Origin of the sequence: Sporosarcina ureae (assembly GCF_002109325.1) — a bacterium.
Taxonomy (GTDB): Bacteria; Bacillota; Bacilli; order Bacillales_A; family Planococcaceae; genus Sporosarcina; species Sporosarcina ureae_C.
In genome coordinates, this window is the sequence record NZ_CP015348.1 from 614,236 (window position 1) to 632,226 (window position 17,991).

At 41.4% G+C, this 17,991-nt stretch carries 13 protein-coding genes; 5 read left to right on the forward strand and 8 right to left on the reverse strand.

Annotation, left to right across the window (positions count from 1 at the left end; genetic code table 11):
• Positions 1-117 precede the first annotated feature (117 nt).
• The 4 genes from SporoP32a_RS03095 (at position 118) to SporoP32a_RS03110 (ending at position 5,782) form a co-directional block, all read left to right on the forward strand.
• Positions 118-3,072 carry a transglycosylase domain-containing protein gene (locus tag SporoP32a_RS03095; RefSeq protein ID WP_085426582.1) on the forward strand — a complete coding sequence of 985 codons (2,955 nt, stop codon included), beginning with the start codon at positions 118-120 and terminating at the stop codon, positions 3,070-3,072.
• A gap of 266 nt (positions 3,073-3,338) precedes the next feature.
• Positions 3,339-3,971 (forward strand): N-acetyltransferase, encoded by a 633-nt coding sequence (locus SporoP32a_RS03100; RefSeq protein ID WP_085426583.1) that lies wholly within the window; start codon positions 3,339-3,341, stop codon positions 3,969-3,971.
• 15 nt (positions 3,972-3,986) lie between these two features.
• Positions 3,987-4,631, forward strand: coding sequence for an acetoin utilization AcuB family protein (locus tag SporoP32a_RS03105; RefSeq protein ID WP_085426584.1), 645 nt, complete (start codon positions 3,987-3,989; stop codon positions 4,629-4,631).
• Entirely contained in the window at positions 4,628-5,782 is a 1,155-nt protein-coding gene (locus tag SporoP32a_RS03110; RefSeq protein ID WP_085426585.1) for an acetoin utilization protein AcuC, read from the forward strand. Before SporoP32a_RS03105 ends, SporoP32a_RS03110 begins: the two co-directional genes overlap by 4 nt.
• 117 nt (positions 5,783-5,899) lie before the next feature.
• Here SporoP32a_RS03110 and ccpA read toward each other — a convergent pair whose 3' ends face one another.
• Both ccpA and SporoP32a_RS03120 read right to left on the reverse strand, forming a co-directional pair.
• Positions 5,900-6,901, reverse strand: coding sequence for a catabolite control protein A (gene ccpA / locus SporoP32a_RS03115; RefSeq protein ID WP_085426586.1), 1,002 nt, complete (start codon positions 6,899-6,901; stop codon positions 5,900-5,902).
• Positions 6,902-7,035: 134 nt separating this feature from the next.
• Positions 7,036-8,118 (reverse strand): bifunctional 3-deoxy-7-phosphoheptulonate synthase/chorismate mutase, encoded by a 1,083-nt coding sequence (locus SporoP32a_RS03120; protein WP_085426587.1) that lies wholly within the window; start codon positions 8,116-8,118, stop codon positions 7,036-7,038.
• 164 nt (positions 8,119-8,282) lie between these two features.
• On the opposite strand from SporoP32a_RS03120, the gene SporoP32a_RS03125 reads away from it, so the two are divergent.
• Positions 8,283-10,418, forward strand: a complete 2,136-nt coding sequence (locus SporoP32a_RS03125; protein ID WP_335696119.1) for a cell division protein FtsA — start codon at positions 8,283-8,285, stop codon at positions 10,416-10,418.
• A gap of 101 nt (positions 10,419-10,519) precedes the next feature.
• On the opposite strand, the gene SporoP32a_RS03130 is transcribed toward SporoP32a_RS03125, so the two are convergent.
• The 6 genes from SporoP32a_RS03130 to SporoP32a_RS03155 form a co-directional block, all read right to left on the reverse strand.
• Entirely contained in the window at positions 10,520-11,290 is a 771-nt protein-coding gene (locus SporoP32a_RS03130) for a YtxH domain-containing protein (protein WP_085426588.1), read from the reverse strand.
• A gap of 60 nt (positions 11,291-11,350) precedes the next feature.
• Positions 11,351-11,803 carry a DUF948 domain-containing protein gene (locus SporoP32a_RS03135; protein WP_085426589.1) on the reverse strand — a complete coding sequence of 151 codons (453 nt, stop codon included), beginning with the start codon at positions 11,801-11,803 and terminating at the stop codon, positions 11,351-11,353.
• 161 nt (positions 11,804-11,964) lie between these two features.
• The gene (murC, locus tag SporoP32a_RS03140; RefSeq protein WP_085426590.1) at positions 11,965-13,278 is read right to left on the reverse strand and encodes a UDP-N-acetylmuramate--L-alanine ligase; all 1,314 of its coding nucleotides are present in this window, start codon (positions 13,276-13,278) and stop codon (positions 11,965-11,967) included.
• Positions 13,279-13,408: 130 nt separating this feature from the next.
• Positions 13,409-16,372, reverse strand: a complete 2,964-nt coding sequence (locus tag SporoP32a_RS03145) for a DNA translocase FtsK (RefSeq protein WP_232319575.1) — start codon at positions 16,370-16,372, stop codon at positions 13,409-13,411.
• A gap of 187 nt (positions 16,373-16,559) precedes the next feature.
• Positions 16,560-17,165 (reverse strand): YtpR family tRNA-binding protein, encoded by a 606-nt coding sequence (ytpR, locus tag SporoP32a_RS03150; RefSeq protein WP_085426591.1) that lies wholly within the window; start codon positions 17,163-17,165, stop codon positions 16,560-16,562.
• On the reverse strand, positions 17,162-17,977 hold the full coding sequence (locus SporoP32a_RS03155; protein ID WP_085426592.1) for a DUF1444 family protein: 816 nt from the start codon (positions 17,975-17,977) through the stop codon (positions 17,162-17,164). Before SporoP32a_RS03155 ends, ytpR begins: the two co-directional genes overlap by 4 nt.
• Between the last annotated feature and the right edge of the window lie 14 nt (positions 17,978-17,991).

Sequence of the window (17,991 nt, forward strand, 5' to 3'; positions counted from 1 at the left end):
CGACATGTAATTTCGTATGTGTTCAATTTTACCCATCTTCCATTGAAAGTCAACATTTATTGCATAACTTCTGTTTAATCTATGATATAATGAGTAAGATTTTGGGGGGAGAAAACTTTGAATAACGAAAAGAATAATAGAATTAAGCAACTTGAAGATAAGTTTGAACAAGCGAAAAAAGAGCCTTGGGCCAAAAAACTTCGCATCGGTACCGGTGTACTTTGGAACTTGTTTATTTTACTCATTATCTTCGCCGTGATCGGTGCTGTATTTGCAGGTTCTGTTGGAGCTGGATATTTTGCTTCCCTAGTCGCAAAAGAGCCTTTACGTTCAAAAGAAGAACTTCGCGACCAAGTGTTTAATTATGAAGAAACATCTGAAATGTTCTTTGCGAACAACATTTATCTAGGCAAGATCAACTCGGACATTGAGCGCCGTCAAATTACACTGGATAAAGTGAATCAATATGCATTGGACGCAGTTCTTGCCACTGAGGATGAATACTTCGAAGAGCACAAAGGCATTGTACCAAAAGCAATATTCCGCGGAGTCTTCCAAGACGTTACGAACTCGGACAGTCAAACAGGTGGATCGACGCTAACTCAACAGTTAGTGAAAAACCAGATTCTGACGAATGAAGTTTCCTATGAACGTAAAGCTAAAGAAATCTTGCTGGCTATGCGCTTGGAACACTTCATGACGAAAGATGAGATACTCGAAGCCTACTTGAACATCATTCCTTATGGCCGTGATGTGACAGGACAGAATATCGCGGGAATTGAAACGGCAGCACGAGGAATCTTCGGAATTAAAGCAGCTGATCTAAGTTTACCGCAAGCTGCATATATCGCAGGAATTCCGCAGGCACCTTATACGTACACACCGTTTTATAGTAAGAATCAAGGAATTAAGGAACGCGAAAAGCTGATGTACGGGGTAAACCGTATGAAGACCGTGCTATTCCGAATGCGTGATGCAGGTTATATTACGGACGCAGAATGGAAAGAAGCAAAGGCTTACGACGTGACAAAAGATTTCAGACAGCCGTCACGACGTGCGACTGAACGATATCCGTATGTCACACAAGAAATTCAAAATCGCACAATCGAAATTTTAGCGGAAGTACTAGCCGAAAAAGATGGTATCGATAAAGAACGTTTCGATGAAGATTCCAAGATTAAAGAAAAATACGAAATCATGGCAGACCGTTCTATGCGAACAGACGGCTATCGAATCTTCTCGACGATCAATAAAGATTTGTATGACAAAATGAATGAAGTGGCTGATAACTTCCAGTACTACGGATTTACGTATACATCAGAATCAGTAGATGAAGAATCAGGTAAAACGATTACTACAGAAAACCCTGTTCAAGTCGGTGCGACGATGATCGAGAACCATACAGGGAAAGTACTTTCTTTCGTTGGTGGGCGCGATTATGAACTTGAAGCATTGAATCACTCTACACAAGCTTTCCGACAAAATGGTTCTTCTATTAAGCCATTACTTGTTTACGCCCCAGCTATTGAATATGGTGTAATCGGTGCAGGAAGTCCCCTAGTCGATGTGAAATATAATTGGTCTGGTTGGAAACCTGGAAACTATTTTGACCGTGAGCTTGGTGTACTATCTGCTAGAGAGTCTTTGGCACGTTCACAAAACTTATCAACAGGTCGATTATATAACCAAATCTTTGACCGTAAGCCAATTGATTTCCTCAAGAAAATGAATTTCTCAAAGGTTACGGATGATGATGCTCAAATCCCTGCCGCTTCACTTGGCGGATTGAAGCACGGAGTAACAGTAGAAGAGAATACGAACGCCTTCGCTACATTTGCGAATGGTGGACAATTTATTGAATCGTATATGATTGAACGGATTGAAGATATGAAAGGCAATATCGTATTTGAACATAAAGCGGAACCCGTAGAAGTGTTCAGTCCAGAAACTTCTTATATCATCACCGATATGATGCGTGATGTATTAAAAGGAAACGGTACAGCTGCGAGATTACCTGGATTGATGAATTTCCGTCCCGATTTAGCTGCTAAAACGGGTACATCCCAGCATTATGGTGATGCTTGGTTAGTCGGTTATAATCCGAATGTATCGCTAGGTGTTTGGTTGGGTTATAAAAACCAAAATACACCATTGTATAACGGCTACAACAGTGGTCAAATGCATCCATCAGAACGGACAGCAAGATTGTACGGTCAATTGATGAACACAGCAAACACTGTAATTCCTGAAACCATTAAAGCAAGAGATACATTTAAACGTCCTGCCGGGGTTGTTACACGTTCATTCTGTGGCATTTCAGGTCTAGCACCTTCAGCAGCTTGTTCAGCAGCAGGACTGGTTCGTTCGGATCTATTTAATTCGAAAAAGATGGTTCCAACAAAAGCAGATGATAGTATTGTTTCTTCTGCAGCAGTTCGAGTAAACGGTAAAGTATATCAGGCGTTAGCTTCAACACCGCGTGAATTTGTCACATCTGGTGGAATTGGTGTAACTACTGAATACGGCAAGCGGATGCTTGGACGTTTGGGTGGAGATGCCTCTAAACTACTTGCTGGTCGTGGTGCCTATTCAAGCAGTGTGGCAGGATCTGCCTTCCCTGCAGACAATGTACCACCAGCACCAGTATCAGCAGGACAGAATGGTTCCGTTCTAACATGGACTGGTTCTTCATCAAATGATGTCATTGGTTATTACATCTATCAGAATGGTGTCAGAATCGGTACGGTTCATGACGGAGCATCCAGATCGTATAAAGTCGGGTATGGTTCGTACTATGTGCGCGCAGTAGACATTACTGGCCTGTTATCAGGTCCTTCCAATACAATCACAAATGCGGCACCTGCACCGAAAGCTCAGCCAAAACCTGAGACGAATAGTGATACAAAGCCAGGAACATCGACTCCAGAAACGAAGCCGGATGCAAAACCGGATACCGGTTCTGAAGCAAAACCCGAAACTAAACCTGAAGCTACACCAGAACCAAAACCAGAAACAAAGCCGGAAGCTACACCGGAACCTAAACCGGATGCAACTCCTGCAGAAAAAGAATAACGGATCAACCGGAATACAATCGTATATTGTATTCCGGTTTTTTCATGAAGTGCTTCTGTACATGCATTCTTCCGCCTATTCCAAAATCTTTGGCACCGCCCTTTCATCCACGACTAAAGTTTATTACCGACAATTCAGTTATTTCATGATAATAATATACTTTTACTATCTATAAATTGTATACTGAATAGAGAGCTACACTAACCGTACCTACAGCGATTATTTATATGTATAAAGGGTAGAATGATTAGGAAGGGGTGAACTGTTTGGAACATATAAAAACCTACTTTTCCAGAACGTTTCCGCATGAAGAAGGTGAGCTTGTTATTGAAGGTCCTGTTTCATCCGAGCAATTAGCATCGTTTGAATTTCATGAAGGACTAAAAGCTTTTCGTCCACCAAAACAACAACAAGAGGCATTAGTAAAGATTGCCGCATTCCCTGAAGGACGTATTAATATAGCGAGAATTGAAAATATGATTGTCGGATATGTGACGTACTTGTATCCCGATCCACTTGAACGTTGGTATGAGGCAGACTTAGATAACTTAATAGAGCTAGGCGCCATCGAAGTAGTTGCGGCGTATCGTGGTGCACGTATCGGTAAGTCTTTACTGGAATTATCGATGCTTGATGACGCAATGGAAGATTATATTATCATTACGACAGAATATTATTGGCACTGGGATTTAAAAGGCACAGGGTTAACAGTATGGGATTATCGTAAAATGATGGAGAAAATGATGCGTGCAGGGGGAATGGAATTTTTCTCTACGGATGATCCCGAAGTATGCTCCCACCCTGCCAATGCATTAATGGCAAGGATCGGAAAACGAGTCGATCAAGAATCTATCCAACAATTTGATCGTGTACGTTTCAAAAATCGCGTTAATTACTGAAAGTGAGGAATGGTCATGCTCGTACAAGATATTATGAAAACAGACGTGATTACACTTAATTCCACGCATACGATTGCAGATGCAGTACAACTAATGAAAGAAAAGCGAATTCGCCATATTCCCATTGTGGAAGATGGGCGCGTACAAGGTTTGGTGACAGACCGCGACGTGAAAGAAGCGTCTCCTTCAAGTATTTCTGAGAGACTGGAGCCTTCTCTTTATGAAACAACACTCGATAAAATTATGAAAACCGACTTATTGATCGGACATCCACGGGACTTCGTAGAAGAAGCTGCATTGATGTTCTATACGTACGAAATTGGGTGTCTACCTATCGTTTCCAATTATCAACTCGTCGGAATTTTAACTAAGACGGACTTATTGTATAACTATATCGAACTGACGGGTGCCAATCAGCCAAGTTCTCATATTCAAATTCGTGTACCGAATACACCCGGCATTCTGTATGAAGTGTCAAAAGTATTCCATGACCACAATACGAACGTGCTCAGTGTACTCGTCTATCCTTTTCAAGATGACGAGCAGTATAAAATTCTAGCCATCCGGATCAAACGAATGAATCCGCTCCCAATCATCGAAGGGTTAAAAAAACAAGGGTTTGAAGTCCTTTGGCCAAGTGAACCGGAGATGGGCGTATGACAAGACAAGCGAGCTTTATCTTTTCAACCGACCAACTAAACTATGAATTTTCCGATACGCACCCTTTCAATCAAAAAAGAATCGTATTGACCAAGAGTTTACTAGACGAAATGAATACAATTGAACCAGATGAAATCGTCATTCCACGTACAGCAACAGATGAGGAACTGCTTCTAGCTCACGATGCAAAGTATATTGAAATCGTAAAAAAAGCGAGTAAAGGTGAAGTGAGTGAAAATATTGGCAGTATCTATGGAATCGGTACAGAAGATACCCCCTTCTTCCATGGCATGCATGAAGCCAGTGCATTGCTAGTAGGCGGTACGCTTACTGCGATTGAAGAAGTAATGGAAGGTCGTTCAAGATATGCGCTGAATCTCGGCGGTGGCTTGCATCACGGATTCCAAGGTAAAGCATCTGGATTTTGCATTTACAATGATAGTTCAGTAGCTATTAAATACTTACAACAAAAGTACGGGGCGCGCGTACTGTATGTAGATACAGATGCCCACCATGGTGACGGAGTGCAATGGACGTTTTACGATGATCCGAACGTCTGCACATTCTCCATCCATGAAACAGGTCGCTATTTGTTCCCTGGGACAGGCAATGTGACAGAGCGAGGAAATGGTGCAGGCTATGGCGCTTCATTCAATTTCCCTATTGACGCATTCACAGAAGACGAATCATTCCTGCACATTTACAAAACGGCTCTACGTGAAGTCGCAGCGCACTTTAAACCAGACGTTATTCTTACACAAAATGGAGCCGATGCACACTACTTTGATCCATTGACACATTTATATAGCACAATGAAAATCTATGAAGAGATTCCGAAACTAGCAAAAGAAATTGCTGAAGAATACTGCGACGGCAAATGGATCGCAATTGGTGGCGGTGGATATGATATCTGGCGCGTAGTACCTCGCGCATGGTCACACCTATGGCTAACGATGAAAGATATCCCAACACCTACTGGGCGACTACCTGAAGCCTGGCTAAACAAATGGCAACCCGAATCCCCCGTTCCTCTTATAGAGACTTGGGAAGACCCTGATGACTTATACGAAGCAGTCCCTCGCAAAAATGACATCAACGAAAAAAACGAGCAAATGCTAACAAGAGCACTGCACGTTATAAGAAAATCATAATAAAAAGCAACTTATCGCAAAGATAAGTTGCTTTTTACATTTCATATTCTCACAGAAAATATAGTAAGTGTATAAGATCAGAACAACATATCCGTTTTTCAATAGCGTTATTCTTTTTTACTTCCTAACTGACTGCCGCTCTTCCAAATAATAAGGCAAAATAACTTCAGTCTCTTCCACTTCTTCCTCGCTCATTAACTTCGTCAACAAACGCATGGACACAGCACCTAAATCATACAGTGGCACTACAATCGACGTTAACTGTGGACGCACAATACGCGCTAAAATTGAGTGTTGGAAACAAATAATCTCCATGTCCTCAGGAATTCTCAGATTTTTATCACGCACTCCGTTCATGATACCAACAGCAATTTCATCGCTGCTCGCCATGACAGCGGTCGGAGGATCAGACACTTTACCTAGCACATTCCAGCATTCGTACGCGTCATCATACGTATTGTCAGTTTCCACGATCAAGGACTCATCGATTGTCATTCCCGCTTCTTCCAACGCACGAATATATCCCACACGCTTGCAGACACGATTAATGTCACGCGTAAACGGTCCCGAAACAAAAGCAATGCGTTTGTGACCGTTGTCGATCAACTTCTTCGTTGCTTCATATGCCGCTTGTTCATGATCAATATTGACAGAGGGTAAACTGGTTTCAAAATCCAACGTCCCTGCTAAGACAATTGGAACATTCGCCGTTTTCATTTCTTTACGTACTTCAGGTGAAATAGAATCACTCATGAAGATCAATCCATCTACTTGCTTACCTAAATGATCTTCAAACAATTCAACCTCTCGAGAGGTACTCTTGTCCGAGTTGGAAAGAATGATATTGTATTCATACATCGTGGCAACGTCTGCAATCCCTCTAGATAACTCTGCATAGTAACTCTTAGACATATCGGGGACTATTACTCCGATCGTCGTAGTGCGTTTGCTGGCCAGTCCACGAGCGACAGCGTTTGGCCTGTACCCTAATCGTTCAATACAGTCCAATACTTTTTTGCGAGTCGCCGGCTTCACGTTTTGATTGCCGTTCACTACACGTGAAACCGTTGCCATCGATACGTTTGCTTCTCTTGCTACATCGTAAATTGTGATAGCCATTTTTGCTCCTCCTATCCTTATTCTCTACTAGTATACCGTGTTCTTACGGATTATAAAGTTTTTCTATGCAGAAATATGTCATTCTATACAGAAAAACACCGAACCTTAGTAATAAAGGTTCGGTGTTGGATGTTTTAAATCGTTTGGTGTGTGTTCATGAAGCGAGTGATCTCTTCGTAGAACTCGTCAAACTGTGCAATATCCATTTGCTGCGCTGAATCCGATAATGCTACGGCTGGATCTGGATGAACCTCCGCCATAACGCCGTCTGCTCCTACTGCGATTGCTGCTTTCGCTGTTGGAAGCAATAAATCTTTACGGCCAGTGGAATGTGTAACGTCCACGAATACCGGTAAGTGCGTTTCTTGCTTCAAGATTGGAACAGCAGAGATATCGAGCGTGTTTCGAGTAGCCGTCTCATATGTACGAATTCCTCGTTCACAAAGCATGATCTCCGTATTACCTTTAGAAATAATATATTCAGCTGCGTTGACGAATTCAGAAATCGTTGCAGACATTCCGCGCTTTAGAAGTACTGGTTTGTTGACCATCCCAGCTTCTTTCAGCAATTCAAAGTTCTGCATGTTCCGTGCACCGATTTGGATCACATCGATATACTCAAGTGCTTCCTCCAAGTGTGACGGTGTAATGATTTCTGTGACGATAGATAGTCCAGTTTCATCTGCAACTCGCTTTAGAATTTTTAAACCTTCCAGGCCTAAACCTTGGAAATCATATGGAGATGTACGCGGCTTGTAAGCTCCTCCACGGATCATCGTTAATCCTTTTGCTTTGATTGATTTTGCTACTGCCAAAACCTGCTCGTAAGATTCTACTGCACAAGGTCCAAATACGAAAGACGGATTTCCGTCTCCAATTTTATGGCCGTTTACATCCACAATCGTGTCTTCAGGTTTTCTAGTACGGGATACGAGCAATGCATTCTTCTGCTCATCTTGCTGTACTTCTAGTGCTGACATGAAAATAGACTTGAATACCTGTTCCAGGATACCGTCTGGCAAAGGACCATTGTTGGCCTTCTTCAAGACGTTGAGCATCTCGCGTTCGCGAACCGGATCATATCTATTAACACCTTGCTTTTCTTTTAACTTGCCAATTTCTTGGATAACGCCTGTACGTTCATTGATCAATTTAAGAATATCTAAGTTTAACTGATCAATCGTACCTCTCAACTCACCTAAATCTTGCTTGCTCATAATTCTGTCTCCTCCCCGTACATATCTTCCTTTTCTAACGCCGGAATCTATGTTACATTTTTATATAATAGACCTAGTATAATGAATACTCTTTGAAAAGTCACGCAATTTCACCGAATTAATCCTTATTCACTATTTTCACATAGAAAAAAATTGAAAAGAGGTTGGAAATCCTGATTACTAAGTTATTCGCTCTTGATATCGGGACACGCTCCGTAGTGGGCATTGTACTGGAAGAACAAAACGATTCATTCCATATTGTAGACTTGATTTCAAAAGAACATAAAGAACGCTCGATGATTGATGGACAAATACATAATATTTTAAGCGTCGCATCCATAATTCAAGAAATCAAAGAAGAGTTGGAACAAATTCACGGTCCTTTAAAGCGCGTAAGTGTAGCGGCAGCCGGTCGTTCATTGAAAACAGCAGAAGGAACCGTAACCGTCGATATTTCAGAACGAACGTTGATTTCCAAAGAAGATATTAACCGGCTGGAGTTATTAGCGGTACAAAATGCGCAAGAAAAGTTACTTTCCGCACATCAATCACAAGAGGATGACCACTATTATTGTGTTGGTTATTCTGTCTTGTATTATAAATTACATGATGAAAAGATTGGAAGCTTGATTGACCAAACAGGCAACACTGCAACCGTCGAAGTCATCGCTACATTCTTGCCTCGAGTAGTTGTAGAATCTTTGCTCGCTGCATTAAAGCGTGCAGACCTTGAGATGGAAGCCTTAACACTTGAGCCGATTGCTGCGATTCATGTGCTCGTTCCCCCTTCCATGCGAAGATTAAATATCGCATTGGTCGATATTGGAGCGGGTACATCGGATATTGCTATTGTTAGTGAAAATACTGTGACCGCTTATGGAATGGTGCCTGTGGCAGGCGACGAAATGACCGAAGCACTAAGCAGCCACTATTTGCTCGACTTCCCTATGGCTGAACAAATGAAACGACAAATCAATGATCAAGATATCTTGAAAGTTCAAGATATTTTAGGGTTTGAACAAGAAATACCTGCTGAAGAAGTGATTGATGTAATAAAACCTTCCGTGAAACATTTAGCTTTGTCGATCGCTAATGAAATCAAGCGATTGAATCATAACACTTCTCCACAGGCAGTTATGATTGTCGGCGGAGGTGGATTAACGCCTACTCTCACGAAAGAAGTGAGTACGCAACTGGACCTTCCTGAAAACCGTGTGGCCATTCGAAGTCTAGATGCCCTTTCAGGTGTCACACTTTCGGATCAGATCGAAGCTTCCCCTGCACTCGTCACGCCAATTGGTATCGCAATTGCAGCACAAAGAGCACCCATTCACTATATTTCCCTGAGTGTCAATGAACAATCCATTCGACTATTCGAATTAAAAGAACTTACAGTAGGCGACGCTTTGCTTGCAGCTCGGATTTCCGCCCGACAATTATACGGTAAACCAGGGCTTGCGTTGACTGTTAAGGTAAATGGGCAATGGCGAACGCTTCCTGGCGAGCATGGTTCCTCTACGACCATCCTGTTAAACGGCACTGAAGCCGGCACAAAGGACAGCATAGCAAACCAGGACAACATTGAGTTGATGTTCGGCAAAGACGGCACAGACGCTACAGCGACAGTCAGGGACTTGATGGATGCACCCCAATCAATCACTTATCAACTGAACGGTGTAAGTAAGACTGTTATAGGTGAAATCCTGCTAAACGGAAGGCCCGTTACGATGGATACCAAGATTGCAGACCGTGATGAATTAACCTTACATCAAACAACAAGAGTAAAAGACATTATAACGTCCCATTCAAATTCTGAAACAGATGCTTATACGATTATATGGAACGGTACTCCCCATCGTTTAAAGCAACGTGAGACTGTCTATATCGCAAACGGCCAAGTAGTGTCGGATGCCTACCAGATTCAGGCAGACGATCACATCGAAACGCGTCATCCTGGTGCTCTTTCATTAAAAGAAATAGCGAAAGATTTGGAGATTGTTCTTGAAGAGCGTGCCGATATACTGTTTAACGAAAAGCCTATCGTCATCAAGAAGCAACGAACTGCCGTCTATGTAAACGAAGAACCAGCAAATCTTGACTACCGTGTACAGCCAAATGACAAAGTTGAGTTCAAAGTATTATCCCATTCCCCTATTATTTTTAGTGATATATTTTCATTCACTGATTTCACGTTACCCACACAGTCCACGGCATCTTATCGATTACTGCGTAACGGCGAATCTATTCGCTTCAATGATTTGATATTCGGCGGTGACCAACTAGAGATCATATTCGAATAAAAGCTACGCTGTGCAACAACTGCATAGCGTAGCTTTTTATTGTGTGTTCTTCATCCAGTAGTGCACAAAAAAACCTTCCAATAAAGGAAGGTTTTTAACTATTACTTAGAGTGGCTTTTGTTGTTACTGTTTGAAGAAGTATTATTTCCTTTAGACTGCTCATTCTTTTTAGCAGTTGTATCTGCTTTAGGAGATTTGTTATCTTCTTTTTTATTTGAAGAATCTTTTGCTTTTGAAAGATTTCCTGATTCTTCGTTATTTTCTTTTGTACCTTTATAATCCATGGCTTCTTCACCTTCAGATGATACAGTTCCGTCATCCATAGGAATATTAGCTTTTGACGTTGCAGATTTCACCTTGCCCACTAGCTGCTCAGATTGCTCTTGGATGTTGTGGGAAAACTCGGAAGTTTTGTCTTTTGCCGCTGAAGTGAATGCTGCTGTTTTTTCTTTTGCAGTATCCGTGAAGTCAGCTGTATAATCTTTTGCCGCACTTGAGTATTCTGCCGCTTTGTCTTTAGCTGTACTAGATAGCTCAGCAGCTTTATCTTTTGCTGTGCTTGATAGTTCTACTGCTTTCTCTTTCGCAGTTGAACTCAATTCAATACTCTTGTCTTTCAGTTGTGAAGCTTGTGTAGTTAAATCTTCACGCATTTCACGGCCAGTCTTCGGTGCTAGGAATAGCGCAGTTGCCGCCCCAATAACTCCACCAATGATCGCGCCGGCAATGAAACTCCCTGTGCCGCTACTATCTTCATCATACAGATCATTTGTTGAACGGTATGTGTAGTTTGCTGGATATTGTGGCTGTCCGTAAGTGTTTGAGTAGTTACCTTGGTTGTTGTTGTTGTAGTTTGGTTTGTTTTCTGTCATTTTTTTCTTCCTCCTGTGAATTAGCTGTTTTTTTGTATGTTTCAAAGGAAAATGCTTGTACTAGGAGCGCGCTTTGTACACTGTCCAACCAGCGGACTTTTCAGGTTGCCGTTCCTTTATTTGATCGTATAGACCAACCGCAACAGTTCCCCATTGTACTACTTGCGCGATTTTATCACTGTTTTGTTCAGCTTGGGTAGTGACTGAGCTCGAGATCCGATGAACGGATTGATTGAGCGTGTTCACTGAGTCGCCTACTCCCTTTACCGCATCCACCACAGTGTTCAGCTTGTCCGTTTTCCCTTGCAGATCTTCGGCCAGCTGATTCGTTTTTTGTAGGAGCTGTGTACTTTCTGTAGTCACTCCTTCCAATTGCTTTGATAAGTCATCCACTGTATGCGAGACACTTTGTAAAGATGTTTTTAAAGACCCCAATGTCATCGCCAGACTTACACAAAGAATAAGAAATGCGATTGCCGCAATCACTGCAGCAACGTAAAGTAAATTGATCACCTTCGTAATCCTCCTAAAGCATATTCTTACGAAAACTTTACCCCTCTTTCAGAGTTTCTAAACTTTTCGTCCTACTACATCCTGTTCGACATAACTTAGCTATTCCCTTTAACAAATTCCTAAAACTTCTTAAAAAAGAGAGACAGCCCTCTCATAAAAGATTAGGCTGTCTCTTCTGTAGTTATGTCAGATTTGAATTGTTTTAAATATTGCTGGATATCTCCAGCACCCATGAACAGGATTACAGGATTTTGATGTGATGCTAGACCTGACATATCATTTATTTTTAAATGTTGAGAATGTGGAATTTTATCGACCAAATCTTGAATCGTTAAACTTCCTTCTTGTTCTCTCGCAGAGCCGAAAATATCACATAGATACACATGATCTGCTTCAGAAAGACTTTCTGCAAATTGATCTAGCATCGCAGCTGTCCTGCTGAAAGTATGCGGTTGGAATACAGCAATCACTTCACGATTTGGATATTTTTGACGTGCCGAGTCCAATGTCGCACGAATTTCCGTTGGGTGATGGGCATAATCGTCCACGATGACACGATTTTCTAATTCCATGACAGAAAAACGTCTTTTCACACCCGTAAACGTCGCGAAGCGTTCATTTACAATTTCAGCTGGAATATTCTCATAGTGACATAGCGTAATAACGCCCAATGCATTTTTTATAGCATGATCACCTGTCTGCGTAATAGTGAAACGATGATAGAATTCATTTCGGATGAATACATCAAACGAGCAACCATTTTGATCTTTTTCAATATTCGCCGCGTAGAAATCATTAGATGAATCTAAACCATAATAGACAATCGGAACCTGACATTGTAGCTTTTGAAGATTATCGTCGTCTCCGCAAGCAATTAATGCCTTTTTGACTTGGCTTGCCATTTCTCCAAATGCGTCTAGAATATCATCTAAACTTGTAAAATAGTCCGGATGATCGAAATCAATATTCGTCATGATCGCATAGTCTGGATGGTATGCCAAAAAGTGACGTTTGTATTCACATGCTTCAAATACAAAGTACTCTGTCTCCTTGACACCTTTTCCCGTACCGTCCCCAATTAAGAAAGAAGTTGGCGCAAAGCCGCCTAAAACATGCGCAAGCAAGCCTGTGGTAGACGTTTTACCATGCGTTCCCGTTACCCCAATGGATGTGAACTGTTCCATGTAAGAGCCTAGGAAGTCATGATAACGAATAACCTCTAAACCAAGTTCTTCAGCACGGACTAATTCAGGATGGTCATCTTTGAATGCATTCCCCGCAATCACCTTCATACCCGGCTGGATATTATTTTCGTCAAAAGGTAGTACTTTTATATTTCTTTCATGTAAAGGATCTTCTGTAAAAAAGTATTTTTCCACGTCAGAACCTTGAACTGTGTAAGAAGAGTCATGTAGTAACTGGGCAAGGGAACTCATTCCTGATCCTTTAATGCCTGTAAAATGAAACAATGTCATATTGAAACCTCCCGGGAATTCTTTCATCCCTCTTTTTATCTCCAACTGTCCTAAAATAGACTCGGAGATTATTTCTTGTCATAGTATATCATGTGTTCGTTAAAAGTTTAGATACGAACGTGTAGATTATTTACTTCATGAAGCTTTCAAATGCTTGTTCAGTCAAAAAGACATCGCGCGCTCTGCTTCCTCTTTGTTCAGATATAAATTGATTGGCTTCCATTCGGTCAATTAACTTCGCCGCCCGATTGTACCCGATGCTGAAATGGCGCTGTAATGACGAGGTCGATGCACTCCCCTGCTCTATGACAAAGCTGCAGGCTTGCTCAAATAACGGATCCGATTCCTCTTCTTGGACAGCGGCCGCCAGCAAATCATCTTGGCCGAATAAGTAATTCGGTTCTGCTTCATTACGAACATGTTCTATTATACGCTCGATTTCATCATCCGTGACAAACGTCCCCTGAAGACGGACAGGCGCTGATTGACCATTCCCTAAGTACAACATATCCCCTTTACCAAGTAGACGATCTGCCCCTACCGAATCCAAGATGGTCCTTGAATCCACCTGTGAGGAAACAGCGAATGCAATGCGTGTTGGGATGTTAGCTTTGATCGTTCCGGTAATGACGTCAACAGAAGGCCGCTGTGTCGCAATGATCAAATGAATACCGCAAGCTCTTGCTTTTTGCGTAATTCGGCTAATCGACACTTCTACATCTGCAGGAGCCATCATCATTAGATCAGCTAATTCGTCGATCACTACTAAGATATAAGGCATCTTTAAAGAGAAACGGCGTGATTCCATGACCATTTCGTTATAACGTTCTATATTACGTACTGCGGAATGCGCGAATAATTCATAGCGTCTTTCCATCTCATTGACTGCCCATTTCAACGCGGCAGTGGCTGCTTTAACATCCGTAATAACAGGACTCAACAAGTGAGGAATACCGTTATACGGTGCTAGCTCAACCATTTTAGGATCAATAAGTAATAATTTCAAGTCATGATGTGAAGCTTTATACAGCAAACTGATCAGTATAGAGTTGATACATACGGATTTACCGGAACCTGTTGCACCAGCAATCATCCCGTGTGGCATCTTCCGCAAATCAATCGTTTGCGGCTCCCCTGTCAAGCTTAGTCCGAGCACTGCCTCTAAAGGTGAGTCGGAATTCATGAATGCGTCACTATCAATAACCTCTGAAATTCGAACAGCACGTGTTTTACGATTCGGGATTTCAATACCAATCATACTTGTTCCTGGAATGGGTGCTTGGATACGAATATCCCTAGCCGCCAAAGCCAATTTTAAGTCATCAGTTAAGTTTCGAATCTTACTGACTTTTGTTCCCTGCATTACAGTTAATTCAAACATCGTCACAGCAGGTCCTTGAACCGCTTGTACGACAGTCGCTTGTACAGCGAAGTGAGAAAGAGTATCTTCTAATGTTTCAGATTGCGATGCAAGCCACTCTTCATCTATTATTTCTTCTTCTGGAGGTGCAAGGTACTGCATAGTTGGGAATCCATAATGTGGCGGTTCTTCTTCAACTATTTCCGCCTCTGATTCTTCTACAATCGTTTCGGAAGTTGACGCAACAGTTTCTGTCACTACGACTTGAGACTCTTTCGCAATGGCTTCCGAGTCCTCCGCGCGTGGTTCTACTATCACAGTCTGTTGTTCTTCAACTACGGGTTGTAGTTGTTCTAGCGCTTCTGCTTGTTCCACTGCAGGCTGCTGAACTTGATCCTTTTCTACTTCAAACGACTCTTCCACTGATTGTTTCTTTGCGGCATTTTCTGCAATTAGCTCTTCTACTCTAGCAGCTAATCTTTCTTTATCAGATTTAAGCATCAACACATTAAATGGTACAATTTTTTCTTTCTTGATCGGTTCTTCTTGCTTTTCTATATCATCCATTTCGGATGCCATTTCTTCTACTTCTTGCTCTTCAACGTCTTCGTCCACTGGAACAATTATTGGTTCTTCAGGTGTCTCTACAAATTCCTTTGTTTCAGTTGCCACATGCTCAGGCTCTTTTACTTCTACTTTCACTTCCGTTGCTTCTTCTGTTTGCTCTAGTTCTTCTGTTACGGCAGAGACTACAAGTGACTCTTCTGGCTCTATAATGATTTCTTCTGTTTCAGAATAATCGTTGTCATGTTCAGCTTCTTCCACTACTTCTTCTGCCACTGACTCTTCTTCTGTCTGCTCAACGTGAACCATATCTTCTTCGGGCTCTGTTTCAGATGCAAAAGAAACCGTTTCTTCGATTTCTTCAGTATGTTCTTCTGTAGAAGTCACTTTTGGCTGTCTTTTTTCTGATGAACTAGCGAATAGCGGTGCTTCGCTTGGTTGTTGATTGGTAATCAAAGATAGTGGCAATTCCTCATCAAGATCTTCTAGCTGTCCGTGTAATTCTTGATCTTTCATATCTTTCTTTTCTATAACCGACTCCATAGCTTCACTAATTGGTGAACTACTTTTCAGTCCATAGATAGGAGACGGCACATGTGTAGGCGTGAATGGTCTTCTCATTTTCTTTGGCTTTTCAATTTTCACAGGTTCCTGTTGCTGATATGAAGGTTCCTGTGGTTCTGCAGGATGCTTAGATTCATATGGTTCGATTCGCTGCGGCTCTGCATGTAAATTCCGTTCAGGCTTCCCACCAGAAAACGGAAGAGGTAACGGATTAGATGTAGGCGGAATAATGCGTGCAAATTCACGTCTAGTTTCCGCACGATACACTTTACCATTGGTCTCAAAACGGCCCGGCCAACGTTCATTCTGTTGCAAAGGAATAATTTCATATGGTTCTTCAACTATTTCATCTTGCAAATAATCTTTTGTATATTCATCATGATGGGTCTGTGGTTCCCATCCGTAAATTTCATAGTCAGAAACTATCGGAAATCTAAAGTTCGTTTTTTTATTTTCATCAAGTTTTTCATCGTTTTTTTCATTAAGTTTTTCATTGTATATTTCATTGTTATTTCCAGGAGTTTTTTGTTCATATAAAGGTTCATCTTTTTCATTGCCTTCTTCCATTTGCTGAAGGCGTCTTTTCATATTCCGTAACCAGCTCAAATATATCACTCTTTTCATGTCAATCATTTCATTTTAACAGGTTCTCTATGAGGAAATCAAACAGTTCTATGTACTTTCCGTATAAAATAGTGATTTGTAACCCTATGTAACAATAATACAAAAAAGCTTTTGCTACAAGCTTAACGAGCCTTGTGCAAAAGCTATTCATTATAGATATATTTACATCTTACGCTTCGAAAGCTTCTCCGACGATTCGGTCATCTTCCAATACAAGAATACCTTTTTCTTCAGGTGCATCTTTCAAGCCCAATTCTTTAGCAGAACAGATCATGCCTGACGAAGCGACTCCACGAAGTTCAGCATCGCGAATGATCATACCTGAAGGCATGACAGCACCCACTTTCGCTACCACTACCTTCTGTCCCGCTTCTACGTTAGGTGCGCCACAGACGATCTGTAGAGTCCCCTCCCCTACTTCCACTTGGCAAACATTTAATTTATCTGCGTTTGGATGCTTCTCTTTTTCTGCAACATAACCTACTACAAATTTAGGAGTGAAATCCAATTCAAGCTCTAAGTCTATGTCATTTTCTTTCAAGGCTTTTTGCAGTTGTTCGCCAAGCTCTTCTGTCAACTCTACTTGACCTACTGCTGAAATCGGAAAATAACTTGTAGCATTAAATAAATTGAAAGCCACAACGTTTCCTGTCTTTTCGTCTTTGATAACTGTTACATTATTTGTTCTTTCAGCTATAATAGCTGCCGGTCTTTCTGTTGTAAGTTGTACGAACAATACGTCGCCAACACCTTCTGGATTATAAAAGATATTCATTTTTTCTTTTCCCTTCTAGCCAATCTGTTTTTTGCCATAATGAAAATTGGTTCGAGTTTACCATCTTCATAAATGAAAGATAGTGACGTAACAGGAACGGCACCTGTTGTGAAAAACTGCATAGCGATTTGCGCAATGACGTCATAACCTGTGTCGTTTCGAATATCACCGATTATCAACACATCTTGGTGAGGAACGGAAACAACCATATGTCCCTCGGTTTTCTCTTCCATTTCCTTCAAAAAGGGTTGATTTAATATTCTGCTTGCATCATAACCATCATTATTATTGATGAAGTAGAAGATATTGTCAGATACGATGTCCTGCTTATAAGCTGTTGGTAACGTCTTGACTTTAAACATCGCAACTTCTTGAATTTCCTGTTCTGTCATCTGCATATCGGAAAGCATACCGTGGTCAATCAAGCGGTAAGTATTTCCTAAATCCAACGCGTAGAAAATCCGTGTTTCTGCCGTATGATCTTTCGTCAAGAAAGTCTCTCCAGCAGAACTTTCAGTCGGGAATGAAGTTGAACGGATAACTGGGAAAATATTATTTTCCCCTGCAAAACCTTTTGCTTGTTCTTGCTCCATTGCGCTGAACGTCTCCAGGATGGTATAGGCTACCTCATCGATTGCACGCTCTTTTTTTTGCTCATACTTTGATAAAATTTCAGGTAACGAGATATCAATACCTTTATGAAGAGTATGGTGGACAATTCGCAATTTGTCTGCCTTGCGATCAAATTGCCAATCAAAGTTCTCTTTAGGTAAGCGGTTCTTCAGCTCTTCTACCAAATCTTTAGCTTCCATTCGTCGTCCCTCTC